Genomic DNA, 16,574 nt, shown 5'->3' on the forward strand with positions numbered 1-16,574 from the left:
CGCTCGGCAAATACCACCACCAGCAAGTATGACCGCGGCGCCGCGGTTGGAGGTCGGCTGCCCGCGACCCTTCAGCGAGACGCCAGCACAACCGTCACCATGACAGCTGCGCCGCGTCGCTGTCGGACGAAGGGGCCGCAAGATTCGCGTCGCTCGTGTAGCTCGTGCCCGGCTCCGGTGCGACGGTCTCATGCGGATCCGGAATCGCTGCGGCTGCGCTGGCTGTGCTCGCGCCCGTGCTCGCGCCCGCGTCACCTTCCAGTCCTCTGGCCACCTCATCGAGAAAATCGTCGACTTCGTCGATGTCGTATCCCCCTCTGAAACGCACATTGCTGAAGGTCTTCTCCTTGATGCGCCTTGCGAGCGAGTGGTCGCCGGTCGCCATGCGGTCGACGATTTCGTCAAGGAAGTCGTCGACCTCTCTGGTGCTATACCCTTCCTTGAACCGCACTGTGGTGAACGTTCTCGATGTGATGGCGTCTGCGCTGATCATGACTGATCCTGTCTGTCGCTGGATATCTCGCGCTTCCACTCTACTCTCGCCTCGCTTGTTGGAATTGCGATTATGGAAGCAGCATTGAAGCCCGCCGCGCCCTCTGCCGTCACGGTGGTGATCACCAGCTGCAATCAGGGAGCGCTCATCCGTGAAGCAGTCGAATCTGCGCTCGCCCAGACGATTCGTCCCGATTGCGTCATCGTCGTCGATGATGGTTCCGACGATCCGGCCTCCATCGCAGTGCTTGATGGGCTCGCCGAACTCGGTGCGCCAGGACGCGACGGTACCGCTCCCGCCGGCCAGTTTGCGCCGGTCCTCGAAAAAACATCCCTATATCAATTCCCATCCTGCCCACCTACAGGACGGGACGATTCACCTGTTCGACGCTAGACTGAAGATGTCAATCGCAGTCAAACCAAAGGCGGTCATATCATGATTCTCGTCACCACCACGCCGTCGGTCGACGGTTACGTCATCAATAGCTATCAGGGCATCGTGTTCGGTGAAGTGATTTCCGGCGTCAACATGTTCAAGGATATCGGCGCCGGCCTGCGCAACATGTTCGGCGGACGCAGCCAGGGCTATGAAGAGGAGCTGATGAAGGCGCGCAACGAGGCGATTCTTGAGATGCAGCAGCGGGCCGAGGCAATGGGTGCGCACGCCGTGGTCGGTGTGGACATCGACTACGAGGTGCTTGGCGCCGACAACGGCATGCTGATGGTCACCGCGTCCGGCACCGCCGTGCAACTCGCCCGCCGCGGCTGAACTGTGCCGGCGGCGGCTTGTGTGCCGGCACCGGCGTTCGGCGAAACATCGCACGGCGACGGTATCGTAAAGCGTTGCGCCGCGAAGCGCGACGGATGATACCGGTGGAAAGGACCGTGTGATGACTCAACCGCAGGCATATGCAGTGACCGAGGGTGACGGGTTGCCCGTGGTGTTCGTGCATGGCATGGGCGTGGACCACCGTTCGCTGATGCTGCTGGATGAGGCATTCTTGTGCCCGGAGTCGGGCGCTGCCGCGTCGCGGTCGCTGAAGCGCATATATCTGGATTTGCCGGGGTTCGGCCGTACTCCGGCACTGCCGGCACGCGCGTGCGGTCTGCCGGAGATGGCCGACTGGCTGCAGTCCGCCATCGACGATCTGGTCGGCGCGGGGGAGCCGTTCGCGCTGGTCGGCAATTCGATGGGCGGTGCACTCGCCCGTGAGATGGTGGCTCGCGAGTCATCGCGGGTTCGCGGGCTGGCATTGATCGCCTCGGTGGTGGATCCGCGGCGCACTCGTCGTCATGTCGCCGAGCATGTGATCACCGAGCCGAATCCGACGCTGATACACGCGCTGCCTCAGGATCAGACGTTCGATTTCGTAACCATGGGCATCAACCAGTCATTCGCCGCGTGGCGCCGCTATCAGTCATATATTTTGCCGGGCATCCGTCTGTGCGACCGTGACGCCTGCGCCAGATTGGACGCCCGTTATTGGCTGAATGACAACCCGGAGCGCGTATTCGGCACTTATGCCGAGCCGACCCTGTTCGTCACCGGACGACGGGATCAGATCGTTGGTTTTGAAGATCAACGGGCCCTGTTGTCGCATTATCCCGACGCCACGTTCGTCACGCTGGATGATGCCGGCCACAACGCGCACATCGACCAGCCCGAAGCGGTGATTCGTCTGCTCCGGGAGTGGGCCGGCCGGCTGTGACGGTAGGCGTCCACGCGATGCCGGGCGCGGCACGACGTATGACACGCGCTACACTGGCGCCCATGACCGGTAAAATCGAAGCCTACGACCATCTACCTGAAACGGCTCGTGCGATACGCGAGCAGGTGTTCATCCGCGAGCGTGACTGGCGGCCTGAATTCGACGAGTGGGATGCCGTGGCCGTGCATCTGCTGGCGTTCGACGGGAATCGAACCGTGGCGACATGCCGATTCTATGCGGATCCCGACCATTCCGATCAGCCGGGAAGGTACGTGATCGCGCGTCTCGCCGTGCTGCCCGACGCGCAAGGCCGCGGTATCGGCTCCCAACTGCTGGCCGACGCTGAACGCCGTATTGCGCACAGTGGAGGAACCATCGCCGCGGTACATTCGGAGAACGACCACTACAAGTTCTACGAGCGGCGTGGATATCAACTCACCGACGAACTCTACGACGACGGCCGCCACGGTTGGCTGATCAAGGCGCTCATATGATGCAACTTACGGGTTGAAATAGCCGAAATCCGTGATTCCCCGTGCGAAATCGCCGTTTTCGGGCCCGAAAGCGGCATTTTTGCACGGGGAATTGCCCAGAACGGCGATTTCAACCCGTAATTTACGGGAGCGAGTGGGGGGCTCTTTGTAGTAATGGCCGGTTATCACGTGATCCGATTGATCTCGCAATCAGTTGGTTTCGCGCGACGACAACGGCGACGACGGAGGACCCGGACACGGCACCGGGGCCGACCGGGACGAATCCCACACCCACGTCAAACGGGACCAAACCGACCAGAAACCAAAGTCTAAAACACCACGTCTAGTCCCTAAAACCCGGTATCCGGCATATATGAGAAAACCCCGGAGCGTTGGCGTTCCAACGTTTTCCGGGGATTCTCCATACGTGCGAGTGGGGGGAGTTGAACCCCCACGAGCATACACTCACTGCCACCTGAAGACAGCGCGTCTACCATTCCGCCACACTCGCAGACAAAGAGATAACTTACCAGCGATACGTGGATAATGCAATTCGGCGTGTCGCGGTGGGGCGCCGTAATGATTGTCGCGGCGGGTGCTGCGGTGATTGCTGCGGTGACGCCGCCGCAAGCACCCGTCGCAGCGCTCCCTCACCTCACCCGCGCGGCCCGTTCGCATAGAAGCGGGCAAGCGACTCGTCGCGGAATTCGTCGAAGTAACCGCCGTCAATCGAGGCACGAATATCGTCCAGCAGCTTTACGAAGAAACGCTCGTTGTGGATCGTCGCCAACGTGAACCCATTGAATTCGCGGGCGCGCAGCAAGTGGTCCACATATGCGCGCGTGTAATGCTGGCACGTGTAGCAGTCGCACCCCTCCTCAAGCGGGCCGAAATCGAACTTGTGCTGGGCGCGCTTGACGTTGTAGCGCCCGTCGCGCGTGAAAATCGCCCCGTTGCGCGCGCACCTCGCGGGTGCAACGCAATCGAACGTGTCGCCGCCATTCTCCACACATGCGAAGATGTCGTCGACCGAGGCGATACCCAGCACGTGCCGTGGCCGGCTTTCCGGCATCGCGTCGCAGATCCACGCGCACGTGTCTGCGATGATACGCTTCTCGATCGCGCCGCCGATGCCCACGCCGTCGAAGTCCAGCGAGGCGATCTGCTCGGCCGCATGCCTGCGCAGGTCCTCATAGTTCGCGCCCTGCACCACGCCGTACAGTGCCTGGTACGGTTTGCCCAGCCGCTCCTCGGTCAGCCGCTGGTGCTCGGCCACGCAACGCTGCGCCCAACGGTAGGTGCGTTCCACCGAGGCTTCCTGATACGAGCGCGTGTTCATCAGCGTCGTCAATTCGTCGAACGCGAACATGATGTCCGCGCCGATTTTATGCTGGATGCCCATCGAGATTTCCGCGGAGAAACGATGACGGTCGCCGTTGAGCGGCGATTTGAATGTCACCCCATCCTCGTCGACGAACGCCAGTCGTTCCTTGCCCGCCGCGATCACGTCGTCCGATTTCATGCCGGTCACGTCCATCGCCAGCGTCTTCTTGAATCCGGCTCCCAGCGACAGCACCTGGAATCCGCCGGAATCGGTGAACGTCGGCCCGTCCCAGTTCATGAATCGCGCGAGTCCGCCGGCCGCGTCGAGCACATCCTGGCCAGGGCGCTCGAACAGATGAAACGCGTTGGACAGCAGACATTGCGCCCCCAGCTCGCGCATGGTCTCCGGCAGGACGGCCTTCATTGCCGCCTGCGTGGCGACCGGCACGAAGGCCGGCGTGCGGATGTCGCCGTGCGGCGTGTGGATGATGCCGGTGCGGCCGTAACGGCGTCCGCCACGGCCTTTGCCGTCAGCTGAATCGGGCAGTTGCGTAAGGGTTTCGAAAAAGAATGCGCTGCGGTCGCCGGGCCTGCCATCGGCCGCGCCGCGCGGGTGCTCCAGAAAACTCGTCATACGATTACTCTAGGCGATGGCCGGGAAGGCGGGGACGGCACTCGGAAAGTCTGTTTCTGGCTTTCCCGGCGGTTCGTGGCGTATCGTTGTCTCAAGCTGTCCGGCTGATGCGTCCGCTTTTCGGACGGGATATCCGCGGGTTTCAGAAGAATCGTTTTGCTGCTGACCGGTCGGAAATGTCGCACGAAACAAGGCCGACGGCCTGCTTCATGATAACGGTAGGTAATTCATTCTCTCCTTCCAATCAACGTTCAGGAAACATCCAGAGCAGGTATCTTTACTCTTACGTAGAGCTTGGCGGCGCGCTGGCTCACAGATACGAGACCCAACCCGCCTGCTGATACTTACGAATACTGAAGGAGACAACATGGCTGACAACAACAATGGATACTGGCCCGCCGATAACGGCGGCCAGCCTGAGCAGCCGCAGAACGACAACCTGCAGCAGCACGCTCCGACGACCTCGGATGCGCAGGATCAGCAATTCGCCCAGGAGCCGCTGGGCGCGCCGCAGGAAGCGCCCGCGCAGAACGACGACGCGCAGCAGCCACAGCCCGAAGCGCAGGATACCCGTCCGACCCAGCCGTTGGCGCCTGTCGCGCCGACCTCAGAGCAGGCCCAGGCTTCCGAACCGACTCAGCCGCTGCAGCCGCAGCCGACGCAGCCGCTGTACCGCCCGGCACCGGAGTACGGCGCCTACGGCCCGACTCCGACTCAGCCGGCGCCCCAGCAGCCGCAGCCGACCCAGCAGCAGAATCAGAACACGGGCAACGGCGGCAACCCGTTCTTCAACGGCAACCCGTTCATGACGCGCCCGACGGACGACGCCTCACAGCAGAATCGCCAGAACGGCAACACGCCCTACGGTTTCCCGTTCGGCCCGCAAGGCCCGAACGGCGGCCAGGATCAGGGCATGGCTCAGCCGGAAGACGGCGGCAACGCGTCTCGCGGCGGAAGCTCCGCGGCCAGCCACATCGTGACCGCAGTGGTGGCCGCCCTGGTGGCCGCGGCGCTGTGCCTCGGCGTTGGATACTTCGCGCTCACCTATGGTTGGGTGAGCACGCCGACGACGACATCGCTGACCAACGTCCAGTCGAACAAGTCCGGTACCGGCAGCGCCACCGCCAAGACGGGCGAGGCCGCCGACTGGAAGACCGTGGCGAGCGAGGTCTCCGGCTCCGTCGTGTCGATTCAGGCGGCGCTGAGCAACGGCACCGCCAAGGGGTCGGGCGCGATCGTGAGCGCCAAGGGCTACATCGTCACCAACAACCACGTGATCTCCGGCGCCCAGCAGATTCAGGTGACGCTGTCCAACGGGCAGATGTACACCGCTCAGGTGGTCGGCACCGACACCACCACCGACCTGGCGGTCATCAAGCTCGACAACCCGCCGAGCGACCTGAAGGCTGTGGAATTCGCTGACTCCGACAAGCTCGCCGTCGGCGAGGACGTCATGGCCATCGGCAACCCGCTGGGCTATGACGACACCGCCACCACCGGCATCGTGTCCGCGCTGAACCGCCCGGTCACCGTGACCGATGACTCCGGCTCCGACATCGTCACCAACGCGGTGCAGATCGACGCGGCCATCAACCCCGGCAACTCGGGCGGCCCGACGTTCAACGCCGCCGGCCAGGTGATTGGCATCAACTCGTCGATCGCCTCCACCGCGACCTCCAGTGATTCCGCCGGCTCCATCGGCATCGGCTTCGCGATTCCGTCGAACCTCGTCAAGCGCGTGGCCAACGAGATCATCAAGGACGGCAAGGTCAAGCACGTGGCCCTCGGCGTGACAATCACCACCGGCACGGTCGAGGCGGACGGCGTGACCCGCGCCGGCGCCAAGGTCACCGCGGGAACCTCCGGCTCCGCCGTGGTGTCCGGCAGCCCCGCCGACAAGGCCGGCCTGAAGGTGGGCGACGTCATCGTGGCGTACGACGGCAACGCGGTGAGCAGCACGTATTCGCTGCTCGGCTATGTACGTGCGTCGGCGCTCAACGACAAGGTGACGTTGACCATCGTGCGCGGCGGCAAGACCATGGACGTCGAGGTGACGCTCGACAAGGAGGAGTCCGCGGTGAACGGCTCCGGCAGCTCGAACTCGAACAACAACCAGAACAACCAGAACAACCAGAACAACCAGAATGGCAACGGCCAGAACGGTAACGGCAATGGCAACGGCAACAACGGCAACAGCAACAACAGCAACGGGTACGGCAACAACGACTACGGCAACGGCGGGTTCTCCGATCCGTTCGGCCTGTGGTAAATTCCGCTCCCGAAGCCGCTGACGCTGCCTGACGGCTGACATTGCCCGGCAGTTGACATGGCTCGATGATGGAGGGGCCGGTGCGCTTGCGCCGGTCCCTCCACTTGTGTCTGCGGCCATGTTCCCGCGTGACGTTGGCGTGTCCTTTCGCAGTTGTTGCTAGAGTTAGTCGAAGACGTGGATGGCATGTGCCGCCGCGCAACATAATCGAACGAACAATTGAATATCGAATAATCTTTTTACGCCGTGTATCGCCTGCCCTCGCCGTTTTAGGCAGTGCTGCCGATGGGTTAACAAGGCGTGGGTCGCATGCCGTTCGTGATTCCGCGCTTGTTGCTGGGATGACGGATGGTCCGTATACGAGCGTAAGGAGACACGATGCGTAAGTTCATCTATCTTTGCAGTCATCTGTGTGTTCAAGTGCCGCTGTTGCCGATTGCCGTGCTCACGGTCATTCCGCTTGCCGTGTGCCCGTCATGGCGCCCGTGGGGAGCGGCGGATATTCCTGTACTGGGCAATCCCGGCGTGGGCCAGTGGATTGTCATCATCGTGGTGGCGTACACGATCATCGACACCGTGCGCGGCATGATCGACGATTTGCGGCATGGCCGGGTCGGTGTGGATCTGCTGGCTGTCGTGGCGATCGCCGCCACGGTCGCCGTGCAGGAATACTGGGCGAGCTGGGCCGTGGTGCTGATGATCTCGTCCGGCGAAGCCATCGAGGAATACGCCCAATCCAAGGCCGAAAGCAGCCTGACCGCGCTGATGACGGCCGCGCCCCAGACCGCGCACGTCGTGCGATGGCCCGGCGTGGGCGTCGCTGGTGTCAACACCGGCGACGGCAGCTCCGACGACCGGTGCGACGGCTTCCGCAAGGTCGCCGCTCTGCCGTCTTCCACCGCCAGCGGGTCGTCCGACGCTGCGACTTCCCACTATGACACCGTTGCCGTGGAATCCGTCACCCCCGGCGATGTGCTGATTGTGCTGCCCGGTGAAACCGTGCCGGTGGATGGCGAGCTGTTGTCCGGATCCGCCACGCTCGACCTGAGCAACATCAACGGTGAGCCGGTGCCGCGTGGAGTGTTCGCGGGCGCCCGCGTCATGTCCGGCGCGGTGAACGGCTCGACCACGCTGACCATGCGTGCCACCGAAGCCGCCAGCGACTCGCAATACCAGCGCATCCTCGCGCTCGTCGCGGCCGCGCAGGATTCCCGCCCGGCGGTGGTGAAGACCGCCGATGTGCTGGCAGTGCCGTTCACGGTGCTCGCACTGGCGATCGCGGCCGTGGCATGGTTGGTGTCCGGCGTGCCGACGCGCTTCGCTCAGGTGCTGGTGCTGGCGACTCCTTGCCCGTTGCTGATCGCCGCCCCCGTCGCGTATGTGGCGGGAACCGGCCGACTAGCCAAGTCGGGAATCCTGATCAAGACACAGGACGTGCTGGAGAACCTCGGCCGCGTCACGCACGTGTTCTTCGACAAGACCGGCACGCTGACCGTGAAGCAGCCGCAGGTGACCCGCGTCGAGATGCTGCCCGGCGCCGGCACTCACCTCAATGAGGACCACGTACTGATGATGGCGGGCGTGGTCGAGACCTATTCCGTGCACATCCTCGCCAAAGGCATCGCGAAGGCCGGCACGGAAGCTCTGTCCCGGCTGCATCGGCGGTTCGAGGAGGGGCAGCGGCTATGCCCGCAGCCCGATGCGGACTGGCCTGGTCATGGGCGCGATTATCCGGTCGTCAAGCACATTGATGAAGACGCCGGGAAAGGCATCTCCGGCGAAGTGAATGGGCATAAGGTGCGCGTAGGCAGACTGTCTTTCGCGGCCTCAAGCGAAGATGGGTTCCTGCCGGTTGAGCGGATCGTCCCGGGCCGGGCTACGACTGATGGAGACCGGCGGTCCGGAAAACAAGGTGAGGGGCGGCTTGCGGACGAGATCCGTACCCGTTTCGGCATGCTCGCGCCGGATGAAATGGCCTCGTACGTGTCGGTCGACGGTCATCTCATCGCCCGGATCGTCCTGCGTGACGTGCCGCGCGCGAACGCCAAGTCGGCGCTCGCGAGCCTGCGCGGTCTCGGCGTCGCCAAGCTGTCCATGCTGACGGGAGACAAGCGATCCTCCGCCGCCATCATCGCCAGTGAGGTCGGCATCGACGACGTGCATGCGGAATTGTTCCCCGAAGATAAGGTCACCGCTGTCACGACCGCGACCGTGACGCCATCGCGCGGCGTGACGATGATGGTCGGCGACGGCGTGAACGACGCGCCCGTGTTGGCCGCCGCCGATATCGGCATGGCCATGACGGACGGCACGTCGACTGCGGCCTCGGAGTCCGCGCAGGTGGTGATCATGAACGACGACATCGCCGCCGTTCCACGGGCCATCGCCATCGCCCGCCGCACCAAGCGTGTGATGCTGCAAGCCGTGCTGGCCGGTCTCGCGCTGGCCCTGATCGGCATGGTTGCGGCGGCGTTCAACTTGATTCCCGTCGTGGTCGGCGCTTTTCTGCAGGAAGCTATCGACGTGGTAAGCATCCTCTGGGCGCTCACCGCGCTGCTTGACCGTGACTGACGGGCCGTGGTCGACGGGCGCAGCTGGGCCGGTCGTGATCGACCGGCCGCGCCCGTCGCCGGACGATCGGGCGAGAACGAATGTGACATTCGACAGAAGTGGGGCAATGCCGGGGAATCCCGCCGTTGCCCCCTTCCGTGATTCGGTGGCTTGCGATAACCTATAACGCGTGACTGAATCTGAGAACAATGAACTTCGTATCGCCGTGATCGGCGCCGGTCCCGCCGGCGTCTACTCCTCCGACATCTTCCTGCGCCAGCTGAAGAAGCTCGGCGAGGAGCTGGGTCTGGGCACCAAGGCCCGCATCGACCTGTTCGAGAAGCTGCCGGTCCCGTTCGGCCTGGTCCGTTACGGTGTGGCCCCCGACCATCCGAGCATCAAATTCATCGCATCCGCGCTGGAGAAGACGCTCGACAACCCCGACATCCACCTCTACTGCGACGTGGAATTCGGCAAGGACGTGACCCTGGACGACCTGCTGGCTCGTTACGACGCCGTGCTGTTCGCCACCGGCGCCGTCAAGGACAAACCGCTGAACCTGCCGGGCGCCGACCTCGACGGCGTGTACGGCGCCGCCAAGTTCGTCGAATGGTATGACGGATACCCCACGGGTGCGCGCGAATGGCCACTTTCGGCCGAGAACGTCGCCGTGATCGGTGGCGGCAACGTGGCGATGGACGTCGCGCGCGAGCTCATGCGCAACGCCGACGACCTCAAGGCCAAGACCGACATCCCCGACAACGTCTACGAAGGCATCCAGGGCAACAAGGCCAAGGTGCTGCATCTGTTCATCCGCCGTGGCGTCGCCCAGGCCAAGTTCAGCGTGCAGGAACTGCGTGAGATGGAGAAGCTGCCCGGCGTGCAGCTCATCATCAACGAGGACGACTTCGAGCTGGATGACGACACGATCGAAGAGGCCGGCAAGGACAAGCTGACGCGCCAGATGGTCGAGGAGCTGTTCACCATCCGCGAGATGGCCGAAGACATGGAAGACGACGGCGACGTCGATTACGAGGGCAACCCCGCAAATCGCAAGTATTACGTGCACTTCAACTCCGCTCCCACCGAGATCCTCGGCAAGGACGGCAAGGTCGCGGGCATCCGCGTGGAGAAGACCGAGACCGGCGCCGACGGCAAGATGCACCGCACCGGCGAATTCGAAGACTACCCGGTCGAGGCCGTGTACCACGCAATCGGCTACAAGCCCGCCGAAGCGCCCGGCATCACCTATGACGAGAAGGGCGCCCACCTGGCCAACGCGAACGGCGATGGCCGCATCACCACCGAGGCCGCCGGCGGTGACGTGCGCGAACGCCTGTATGCCACCGGGTGGGCCAAGCGCGGGCCGGTCGGCCTGATCGGCTCCACCAAGTCCGACGCGTTGATGATCGTCACCAACATGCTGGAAGACCTCGCCAAGGCGGCCGAAGGCGGCCGTGTGGCCGTCGACCGCGACCCCGAGTCCATCGACCGCCTGCTCGCCGAGCGCGGTGTCAAGCCGATTGACTTCGCCGGTTGGAAGAAGGTCGACGCCTTCGAACGCTCCGAGGGCGCGAAGGAAGGCCGCGAGCACAAGAAGGTCGTCGAGCCGGATCAGATGCGTGAGCTTGCTCACGCCTGAGCGACCTGTAGCGCGACTCGTATACATCGATCAAGCCGCCTCCCGCGTGACATTGCGGGCGGCGGCTTGTTTTTGCCCGTACTTGTATCATCCCGTGCCTCCGGAATCATTTCATTGTGCTCAAGGCGCATATCCAGCCAACTGTCAGACAGTGAATTTAGTGTGTGGGCTATGGACGGTAAATTGCATGTGCGCGGCCACTTCAACGGCCTGAAAACGACGCTGCTCTTTGCGTTGATGTGGGCCATCGTCATGTTGATCTGGTGGGCCACCGGCGGTGGCCGCGGCACGCTGGGCGTATATATCGTCATCGGTCTGGTCTCCACGTTCAGCACGTACTGGTTCTCCGACAAACTTGCCATCGCCTCGATGGGCGCCCGCGCGGTCACCGAGCAGGAAGCTCCCGCACTGTACCGCATCGTGCGCGAACTCAGCGCCAAGGCCGGCAAGCCGATGCCTCGCATCTACGTCGCCCCGACCATGAGCCCCAACGCATTCGCAACGGGCCGCAACGAGCGCCATGCAGCCGTATGCTGCACGCAAGGCATCCTCAACATACTCAACGAGCGCGAGATTCGCGGCGTCCTCGGCCACGAGCTCATGCACGTGTACAACCACGACATCCTCACCTCCGCCATAGCCTCCGCACTGGCGACCATCATCACGTATCTGGGATACTCGCTCATGTATTTTGGCGGCGGTCGCAGCAACGACCGTGACAACTCCTCCGGCGTCTTCGGTCTGATCGGCGCGCTGTTGAGCGCGATTCTCGTGCCGATCGGCGCCTCTCTGATCCAGATGGCCATCTCCCGCACCCGCGAATTCGACGCCGACGAGGACGGCAGCCGCCTGACCGGCGACCCCGAAGCGCTCGCCTCCGCCCTGAACAAGATCTCCTACGGTGCTCAGACCAATCCGATGCCGAAAACCGCGGGCACGCAGTCGGTGTCATCCATGATGATCGCCAACCCGTTCTCCGCGCGCGGATTCTCGAAGCTGTTCTCCACGCACCCACCTACCGACGAGCGCATCAGCCGGCTCATGCAGATGTCGCAGGAGATGCGCAATTCCGGCATCGGCGGCGGCAGCAGACCGCATTACTTGTACTAGCTTCGTTGCGCAAGGCTCGCGGGCATCGCCGTCATGTGATACACTGACGACTTGTGCACAAAAAGCACTGCGGATGTAGTTCATCGGTAGAACGAAAGCTTCCCAAGCTTTAAAGGCGGGTTCGACTCCCGTCATCCGCTCCATTTCGCATCGTTGCAAAACCGCCGTTTTCCCTTGTGCGAGTAGGGGTGAGCGGCTTTTCTGTTTAACACTGTTTTTCACTGTTTTTCCTCGTTTTTCCGTGAAAATGTGGGCAAAATGTGGGCAAAAATAGGGTGCCGAGAATGGTGTGGATACGGTGTGTCGGGGTTCCTCCGGCTTGACATTGTAACCCGTTTGGGTTACAATGGAGGAGTTGGCAAGGAAAGGAGGTGAACATGCAACAGGTCACGGAGCTGCTGAAGGCGGCGGGCGAATTTCTCGCCGGGCTCGGGGCGGTCATAGCACCCATAGCCACGGTGGTGATTGCCCTCCACCGGAAGCCCGAACCGCGCAGGCCGCCACGGAGGCGGCGCAGGCGGTGAGGAAAGGGCCTTCCGAATATCCCAACTATCCGGAAGGCCCGGCTCCCATCCTATCGCATGGGACATCATGAACGACAGACTGGGATTATGCTCGCTGGTCATGGCGCTCGGCGCGTTCGCCGCCGGGCTGTCCGGACACTCGATACCGGCAGGCGTGCTGGCGCTGTGCGCCGGGACGCTCGGATACCTGGCGGGGAGGCGGAACGGATGACGTTCGCGGATATGCTGGATGAACGGGGGATGCGGCAGTCGCAGATCGCGCGCGCCGCCGGACTTACCAGACAGCGGGTCAACGAGTGGGTCAGGGGCGTGCGCGACCCGAGGCTCATGGCGCTCGGCACGGCCAGAAGAGTGGCGGACGCGCTCGAGATGACGATCGACGAGTTCGAGTCCCGCCTCTGACGCAGATATGCAGAAGCGCCCCTCGGCTCCATGCATAGGAGTCGAGGGGCGCTTGTGTTTAGAATCTGCCGGTGTTGAGGCGGCTTTGGAGTGCGCGTGCGGTGCCGGGGCCGAACCATGAGTCCTGGGCGACGCCGAGGTGTTTCTGCAGGGCGCGGATGGTGGCGGGGCCGAGGAGCCCGTCCGCGGTGAGGCTGAGCTTGCGTTGGACGGCGCGGATGAGGTTGGAGCCGCCGCCACCGTAGCGCACGCACGAGTCCACGAGCGCGGGTCGGCCCCATGTCCGGCCGTCCGGCCTGTACTGGCCGCTGATGATGCCGTCCACGCTGGTGCCCATGACCTGCTGCCAGCGGCGGATGGTGGCCGGCCCGCAGGAGCCGTCTACCGTGAGCCGGCCCGTGCCGCCGCCGGACGACGTGGCGCCGCCGTTGTAGGCGGGGCGCAGGATGGCGGCGATGGTGTTCCATGCGCGGGTGCGGCGTGCTACGCGCCCGTTGTTGGTGTTGCCTTCGATGGTCTGGATGTACGAGCCGTGGTTGGCTTCCACGAAGCCGATGTGGTCCACCACGCCGCCGTCCCAGTTGAATATCACGATGTCGCCGGGTTTGGCGCTGCGCGTGGTGACCGCGCGGGAGCGTCCCGCGCTGAGCACGTATGGCACGTAGGCGGCGGGCAGTCCCGGGAACGCTTGGCCGGCACGGCTCATGACCCAGCTGACGAACATCGCGCAGAACGGGACGCCCGACGCGCCATAGTATGAGCCGTGGGATTGGGCGTACCAGCGCCCGTACTTCGTGCCCGGCTGCGGGTCGGTCCAACGGGAATAGCCGATTTCGCCCGCCGCGATGCGCAGGACTTCACTCGCCGTCGCCATAGGACACCTCCTCGATGGGTGCCACGTCAGCGGTCGCGTCGGCTCCCCTGGAGTCGGACACCGCGTAGGCCGCCTGAGCTGTCCCGGTCGTGGCGTCGGTGGCGGTGGCGATGATGTTGGCTTTGATCGCGTTGGTGAGCTGCTGTCCCTGCACTGCGGCACCGGTCAGGTTGTTGTTGCGCCACCACGCGTACACGGATGCGATGACGGCGATGACGCCGGTGATCGCCGTGCTCACCTGATCGGTGGTGAACGGGAGCTGGCTGATGCCGGCGATGCTCAGGCCGGTCTGCGCGACGCTGAATAATTGGACGATGAGCAGGATGATCGCCTTGGTGCGTTCCACGGTCAGGCCGGGAATCGCCGGGCCGGTGGCCTTGTGGTCGGCCACGCCGGTGGTGTTTGCCATAATGGTTCTCCTTACAGAAGAAGCCCCACGGGTGTGGGGCTTTGGTTGGTTTTACAGAGTCGGACGCGCAATCGCGCGTCCGCGTAGGTGACGCCGAACATCGTGGCCGGCATCGGAAGCCACCGCCGCAGGTTCTCCCGCACGGTGACGGGCGCATCAACCGACTGGGTGCCAGCCCGGATGGTCAATGTGGCCGTGCCGGGCTTGACGCCGTTGATGGTGATGCTCATGATGGCTTTCCTCCCAGCCGGGGCGCAATGGGCGCATTCTGGATATCGTTGTTGATCTGGGTGCCGTGGCCGTTGCCGCCCAATCCGTGATAGGCGTCGTAGACACGTTGGGCGCGGAGTTTGAAGTCATTGTCGGCGACGCCGTGGTGGTCGTGCACCATCGTGTCCTGCTGCTGTTCGAGCTTGCACAGCAGAAGCGTGCGCAGCGCCTCGTCGACGAGTTTTTCGTGTTCGCAGCCGCGCCTCATGTCGGCCATCAGCTGCTCATGCTCCGCCCTTCGGGTCTCCTCGTCGGCGATCTGCGAGCGCAGGTTTTTGAGTTGGTGCCAGAGGCCGGCGGCTATGGCGCTGATGGCGGCGATGAGGAGGCCGGCGACGACGCTGGTGATGATGTCGTCAGCCATGTGGCTCCTCTCTGACGGGATGTCGCATTGGCGATCCTCTCTGTGTGTGGTGGTGGAATCCCACGGTGCGTTGGTATTGGTTAATACGGGTGGTCGGTGGCGGCGAACACCAAAGGCAGGCCGATTTCGTCGAGCATGCCCGGCAGTTCGCCGTCCGCGTATCCGCAGACGCTCCGCGCAACCTACGCCACACGTTCGGCACGTTGGCTATCAAGGCCGGAACCGACATCAGCGTGGTCGCGCGACAGCTCGGACACTCCGACATCCAAACCACCGCACGGTATTACCTCAAGCCCGATCTGAGCGTCCTCAAGGACATGCAGAAGGCATGGCAGAAACTCATATTGACCTGCTGAATAGCTTTCCGTAACCCTGTACAATGCGAAGGGCTTCACGGTCATCCGCGCCGGCAGCAATCAGGGTTGTGTAGGCTCGCTCTGCTATCCGGTCGTCTAATCAACGATCAAGCGGTACCGTGATGCAGCCCTCGACCCAACCGCCTTTGCCGAGCGTCATCTTCGCGGCCGAGCGAAGGCTGATCTCGTTGCCAGCGGTCTGCACCTCGACGCCATGAAGCCCCACGCTCGAATTGGACACCGTGGCGCAATGCACCTCGAACGCGGCCTCCAATCCAGTCGGAAGCCTGAAAAGCTTGGACGTATCCCATATCCTCGGGGCAGTCCAGTCCGTGTTGACTCGAATGGCATGAAACGCGACGATCAACATCCCGCCGACAAACGCGGTGCGATAATCCACGTCCCAGTTATCGTTTGGTTTCGTGAGGGTTACGGAATCCCACAGTTTCGACATGGGAGGCAGCTGTTTGATGAGCATGACCGGCGTGCCGGGCGTGATCCCGCTGATCGGGATGCGGGCGATCGGGATCCACGCCGTGTCGGAGGCCGAGTGGATGCTGCCCGACGGGACGGTCGGGTCGGCGGCCGTACCGGTGTTTGGCGTGCCTTTGAGCACGGCGATGGCGGCGGTCTCGATGTTCTGGCTGTTCCGTGTGTATTTGAGGCAGACGAGGTCGTTGCGGTTCTGGCCGCTCATGCCGCTTTCGATGGTCGCGGTCTCGGCCTCGGTGACGCGCGCGTATCGTCCTTCGACCACGAGGTTGAGGACGGGGATCAGCGCGTGATTCGCATCCTGCATGGTCACCGTGGGGAAAGTGCCGTCGCTGCCCTGCAGCAGGTAGCTGCCGTTGCCGATGACCCCGGCCTGCATGGCGCCCATGTCGCCGCTGGTGATGTGCGGTGTGCCGCCCTTGCCTGTGATGAGCGTGGTGGTCATGTCAGCCCTTTCCCTTGGTAAGCCATGCCGTGTAGGCCGCGTCCTGCGTGGCGGCGAGTTTCTTGAATTCCTGCTGGCATGAGGTGCATGCCAGCGCCTCCTGCGTCACTCCGTCCGCGGTGGTGTGTTTGATCTGGTGCCAGTCGCTCGACGTGCGCGGATCCCCTTCGGTGAGGTATGCGCTGTCGTGGCAGCGGTCGCATGTGTATTTGGTGATGTTCGTGGTTTTTGCCATG

General features: G+C 63.4%; 19 protein-coding genes and 2 tRNA genes. 12 read left to right on the forward strand and 9 right to left on the reverse strand.

Annotated elements, in window-relative coordinates; translation table 11 throughout:
* Nucleotides 1-94 precede the first annotated feature (94 nt).
* Nucleotides 95-493, reverse strand: coding sequence for a DivIVA domain-containing protein (locus tag MMB49_RS00630; protein ID WP_047271280.1), 399 nt, complete (start codon nt 491-493; stop codon nt 95-97).
* A 72-nt stretch (nt 494-565) separates the two neighbouring features.
* Here MMB49_RS00630 and MMB49_RS00635 point away from each other — a divergent pair, with 72 nt between their 5' ends.
* The 4 genes from MMB49_RS00635 to MMB49_RS00650 all read left to right on the forward strand — a co-directional run bounded on the left by MMB49_RS00635 (nt 566) and on the right by MMB49_RS00650 (nt 2,695).
* Complete coding sequence (locus MMB49_RS00635) at nt 566-886, forward strand: glycosyltransferase family A protein (protein ID WP_080959301.1); 321 nt, start codon at nt 566-568, stop codon at nt 884-886.
* A gap of 42 nt (nt 887-928) precedes the next feature.
* Nucleotides 929-1,261, forward strand: a complete 333-nt coding sequence (locus MMB49_RS00640) for a putative heavy metal-binding protein (protein ID WP_003811449.1) — start codon at nt 929-931, stop codon at nt 1,259-1,261.
* A 121-nt stretch (nt 1,262-1,382) separates the two neighbouring features.
* Nucleotides 1,383-2,201, forward strand: a complete 819-nt coding sequence (locus MMB49_RS00645; protein ID WP_047271282.1) for an alpha/beta fold hydrolase — start codon at nt 1,383-1,385, stop codon at nt 2,199-2,201.
* Between the two features lie 62 nt (nt 2,202-2,263).
* The gene (locus MMB49_RS00650; RefSeq protein ID WP_003816136.1) at nt 2,264-2,695 is read left to right on the forward strand and encodes a GNAT family N-acetyltransferase; all 432 of its coding nucleotides are present in this window, start codon (nt 2,264-2,266) and stop codon (nt 2,693-2,695) included.
* Between the two features lie 407 nt (nt 2,696-3,102).
* Here MMB49_RS00650 and MMB49_RS00655 read toward each other — a convergent pair.
* Together MMB49_RS00655 and tgt are read right to left on the reverse strand one after the other, a co-directional pair.
* Nucleotides 3,103-3,185 (reverse strand) — tRNA-Leu (locus tag MMB49_RS00655).
* Nucleotides 3,186-3,329: 144 nt separating this feature from the next.
* Nucleotides 3,330-4,631, reverse strand: coding sequence for a tRNA guanosine(34) transglycosylase Tgt (gene tgt / locus MMB49_RS00660; RefSeq protein WP_013389403.1), 1,302 nt, complete (start codon nt 4,629-4,631; stop codon nt 3,330-3,332).
* Nucleotides 4,632-4,998: 367 nt separating this feature from the next.
* Here tgt and MMB49_RS00665 point away from each other — a divergent pair, with 367 nt between their 5' ends.
* From MMB49_RS00665 to MMB49_RS00695, 7 genes are all read left to right on the forward strand, one after another.
* On the forward strand, nt 4,999-6,900 hold the full coding sequence (locus MMB49_RS00665; protein ID WP_047271284.1) for a trypsin-like peptidase domain-containing protein: 1,902 nt from the start codon (nt 4,999-5,001) through the stop codon (nt 6,898-6,900).
* A gap of 378 nt (nt 6,901-7,278) precedes the next feature.
* Entirely contained in the window at nt 7,279-9,471 is a 2,193-nt protein-coding gene (locus MMB49_RS00670) for a heavy metal translocating P-type ATPase (protein WP_047271287.1), read from the forward strand.
* 169 nt (nt 9,472-9,640) lie between these two features.
* Nucleotides 9,641-11,092, forward strand: a complete 1,452-nt coding sequence (locus MMB49_RS00675) for an FAD-dependent oxidoreductase (protein WP_047271288.1) — start codon at nt 9,641-9,643, stop codon at nt 11,090-11,092.
* A gap of 171 nt (nt 11,093-11,263) precedes the next feature.
* The gene (gene htpX / locus MMB49_RS00680; protein WP_047271290.1) at nt 11,264-12,202 is read left to right on the forward strand and encodes a zinc metalloprotease HtpX; all 939 of its coding nucleotides are present in this window, start codon (nt 11,264-11,266) and stop codon (nt 12,200-12,202) included.
* 69 nt (nt 12,203-12,271) lie between these two features.
* A tRNA-Gly gene (locus tag MMB49_RS00685) sits at nt 12,272-12,345 on the forward strand.
* A 448-nt stretch (nt 12,346-12,793) separates the two neighbouring features.
* The gene (locus MMB49_RS00690) at nt 12,794-12,937 is read left to right on the forward strand and encodes a hypothetical protein (RefSeq protein WP_017143391.1); all 144 of its coding nucleotides are present in this window, start codon (nt 12,794-12,796) and stop codon (nt 12,935-12,937) included.
* The gene (locus tag MMB49_RS00695) at nt 12,934-13,128 is read left to right on the forward strand and encodes a helix-turn-helix domain-containing protein (protein WP_003816677.1); all 195 of its coding nucleotides are present in this window, start codon (nt 12,934-12,936) and stop codon (nt 13,126-13,128) included. The genes MMB49_RS00690 and MMB49_RS00695 overlap by 4 nt, the downstream gene beginning before the upstream one ends.
* A 58-nt stretch (nt 13,129-13,186) precedes the next feature.
* On the opposite strand, the gene MMB49_RS00700 is transcribed toward MMB49_RS00695, so the two are convergent.
* From MMB49_RS00700 to MMB49_RS00715, 4 genes are read right to left on the reverse strand one after another with little or no spacing between them, the layout of a single operon-like run.
* Nucleotides 13,187-14,002: a CHAP domain-containing protein gene (locus tag MMB49_RS00700; protein ID WP_047271292.1), complete on the reverse strand. Its 816-nt coding sequence runs from the start codon at nt 14,000-14,002 to the stop codon at nt 13,187-13,189.
* Nucleotides 13,986-14,411 (reverse strand): phage holin, encoded by a 426-nt coding sequence (locus MMB49_RS00705; RefSeq protein ID WP_003813084.1) that lies wholly within the window; start codon nt 14,409-14,411, stop codon nt 13,986-13,988. The genes MMB49_RS00700 and MMB49_RS00705 overlap by 17 nt, the downstream gene beginning before the upstream one ends.
* Before the next feature lie 11 nt (nt 14,412-14,422).
* Entirely contained in the window at nt 14,423-14,641 is a 219-nt protein-coding gene (locus MMB49_RS00710; protein WP_047271294.1) for a hypothetical protein, read from the reverse strand.
* Complete coding sequence (locus MMB49_RS00715; RefSeq protein WP_047284901.1) at nt 14,638-15,045, reverse strand: hypothetical protein; 408 nt, start codon at nt 15,043-15,045, stop codon at nt 14,638-14,640. Before MMB49_RS00715 ends, MMB49_RS00710 begins: the two co-directional genes overlap by 4 nt.
* An 89-nt stretch (nt 15,046-15,134) precedes the next feature.
* Here MMB49_RS00715 and MMB49_RS00720 point away from each other — a divergent pair, with 89 nt between their 5' ends.
* The gene (locus tag MMB49_RS00720; RefSeq protein WP_041775314.1) at nt 15,135-15,401 is read left to right on the forward strand and encodes a tyrosine-type recombinase/integrase; all 267 of its coding nucleotides are present in this window, start codon (nt 15,135-15,137) and stop codon (nt 15,399-15,401) included.
* A gap of 100 nt (nt 15,402-15,501) precedes the next feature.
* On the opposite strand, the gene MMB49_RS00725 is transcribed toward MMB49_RS00720, so the two are convergent.
* Both MMB49_RS00725 and MMB49_RS00730 read right to left on the reverse strand, forming a co-directional pair.
* Nucleotides 15,502-16,338 (reverse strand): hypothetical protein, encoded by an 837-nt coding sequence (locus MMB49_RS00725; RefSeq protein ID WP_047271296.1) that lies wholly within the window; start codon nt 16,336-16,338, stop codon nt 15,502-15,504.
* 1 nt (nt 16,339) lies between these two features.
* Nucleotides 16,340-16,573, reverse strand: coding sequence for a hypothetical protein (locus MMB49_RS00730; RefSeq protein ID WP_047271298.1), 234 nt, complete (start codon nt 16,571-16,573; stop codon nt 16,340-16,342).
* Between the last annotated feature and the right edge of the window lies 1 nt (nt 16,574).

Origin of the sequence: Bifidobacterium sp. SKU (genome assembly GCF_026016405.1) — a bacterium.
GTDB lineage: Bacteria > Actinomycetota > Actinomycetes > Actinomycetales > Bifidobacteriaceae > Bifidobacterium > Bifidobacterium bifidum.

Bases quoted from the DNA above. Each gene is read 5' to 3' on its own strand.
- MMB49_RS00690 (WP_017143391.1), top strand. From the start codon at position 12,794: ATGAACGACAGACTGGGATTATGCTCGCTGGTCATGGCGCTCGGCGCG.
- MMB49_RS00670 (WP_047271287.1), top strand. From the start codon at position 7,279: ATGCGTAAGTTCATCTATCTTTGCAGTCATCTGTGTGTTCAAGTGCCG.
- MMB49_RS00645 (WP_047271282.1), top strand. From the start codon at position 1,383: ATGACTCAACCGCAGGCATATGCAGTGACCGAGGGTGACGGGTTGCCC.
- htpX (WP_047271290.1), top strand. From the start codon at position 11,264: ATGGACGGTAAATTGCATGTGCGCGGCCACTTCAACGGCCTGAAAACG.
- MMB49_RS00630 (WP_047271280.1), bottom strand. From the start codon at position 493: ATGATCAGCGCAGACGCCATCACATCGAGAACGTTCACCACAGTGCGG.
- MMB49_RS00730 (WP_047271298.1), bottom strand. From the start codon at position 16,573: ATGGCAAAAACCACGAACATCACCAAATACACATGCGACCGCTGCCAC.
- MMB49_RS00705 (WP_003813084.1), bottom strand. From the start codon at position 14,411: ATGGCAAACACCACCGGCGTGGCCGACCACAAGGCCACCGGCCCGGCG.
- MMB49_RS00700 (WP_047271292.1), bottom strand. From the start codon at position 14,002: ATGGCGACGGCGAGTGAAGTCCTGCGCATCGCGGCGGGCGAAATCGGC.
- tgt (WP_013389403.1), bottom strand. From the start codon at position 4,631: ATGACGAGTTTTCTGGAGCACCCGCGCGGCGCGGCCGATGGCAGGCCC.
- MMB49_RS00725 (WP_047271296.1), bottom strand. From the start codon at position 16,338: ATGACCACCACGCTCATCACAGGCAAGGGCGGCACACCGCACATCACC.
- MMB49_RS00635 (WP_080959301.1), top strand. From the start codon at position 566: ATGGAAGCAGCATTGAAGCCCGCCGCGCCCTCTGCCGTCACGGTGGTG.
- MMB49_RS00715 (WP_047284901.1), bottom strand. From the start codon at position 15,045: ATGGCTGACGACATCATCACCAGCGTCGTCGCCGGCCTCCTCATCGCC.
- MMB49_RS00695 (WP_003816677.1), top strand. From the start codon at position 12,934: ATGACGTTCGCGGATATGCTGGATGAACGGGGGATGCGGCAGTCGCAG.
- MMB49_RS00665 (WP_047271284.1), top strand. From the start codon at position 4,999: ATGGCTGACAACAACAATGGATACTGGCCCGCCGATAACGGCGGCCAG.
- MMB49_RS00640 (WP_003811449.1), top strand. From the start codon at position 929: ATGATTCTCGTCACCACCACGCCGTCGGTCGACGGTTACGTCATCAAT.
- MMB49_RS00710 (WP_047271294.1), bottom strand. From the start codon at position 14,641: ATGAGCATCACCATCAACGGCGTCAAGCCCGGCACGGCCACATTGACC.
- MMB49_RS00650 (WP_003816136.1), top strand. From the start codon at position 2,264: ATGACCGGTAAAATCGAAGCCTACGACCATCTACCTGAAACGGCTCGT.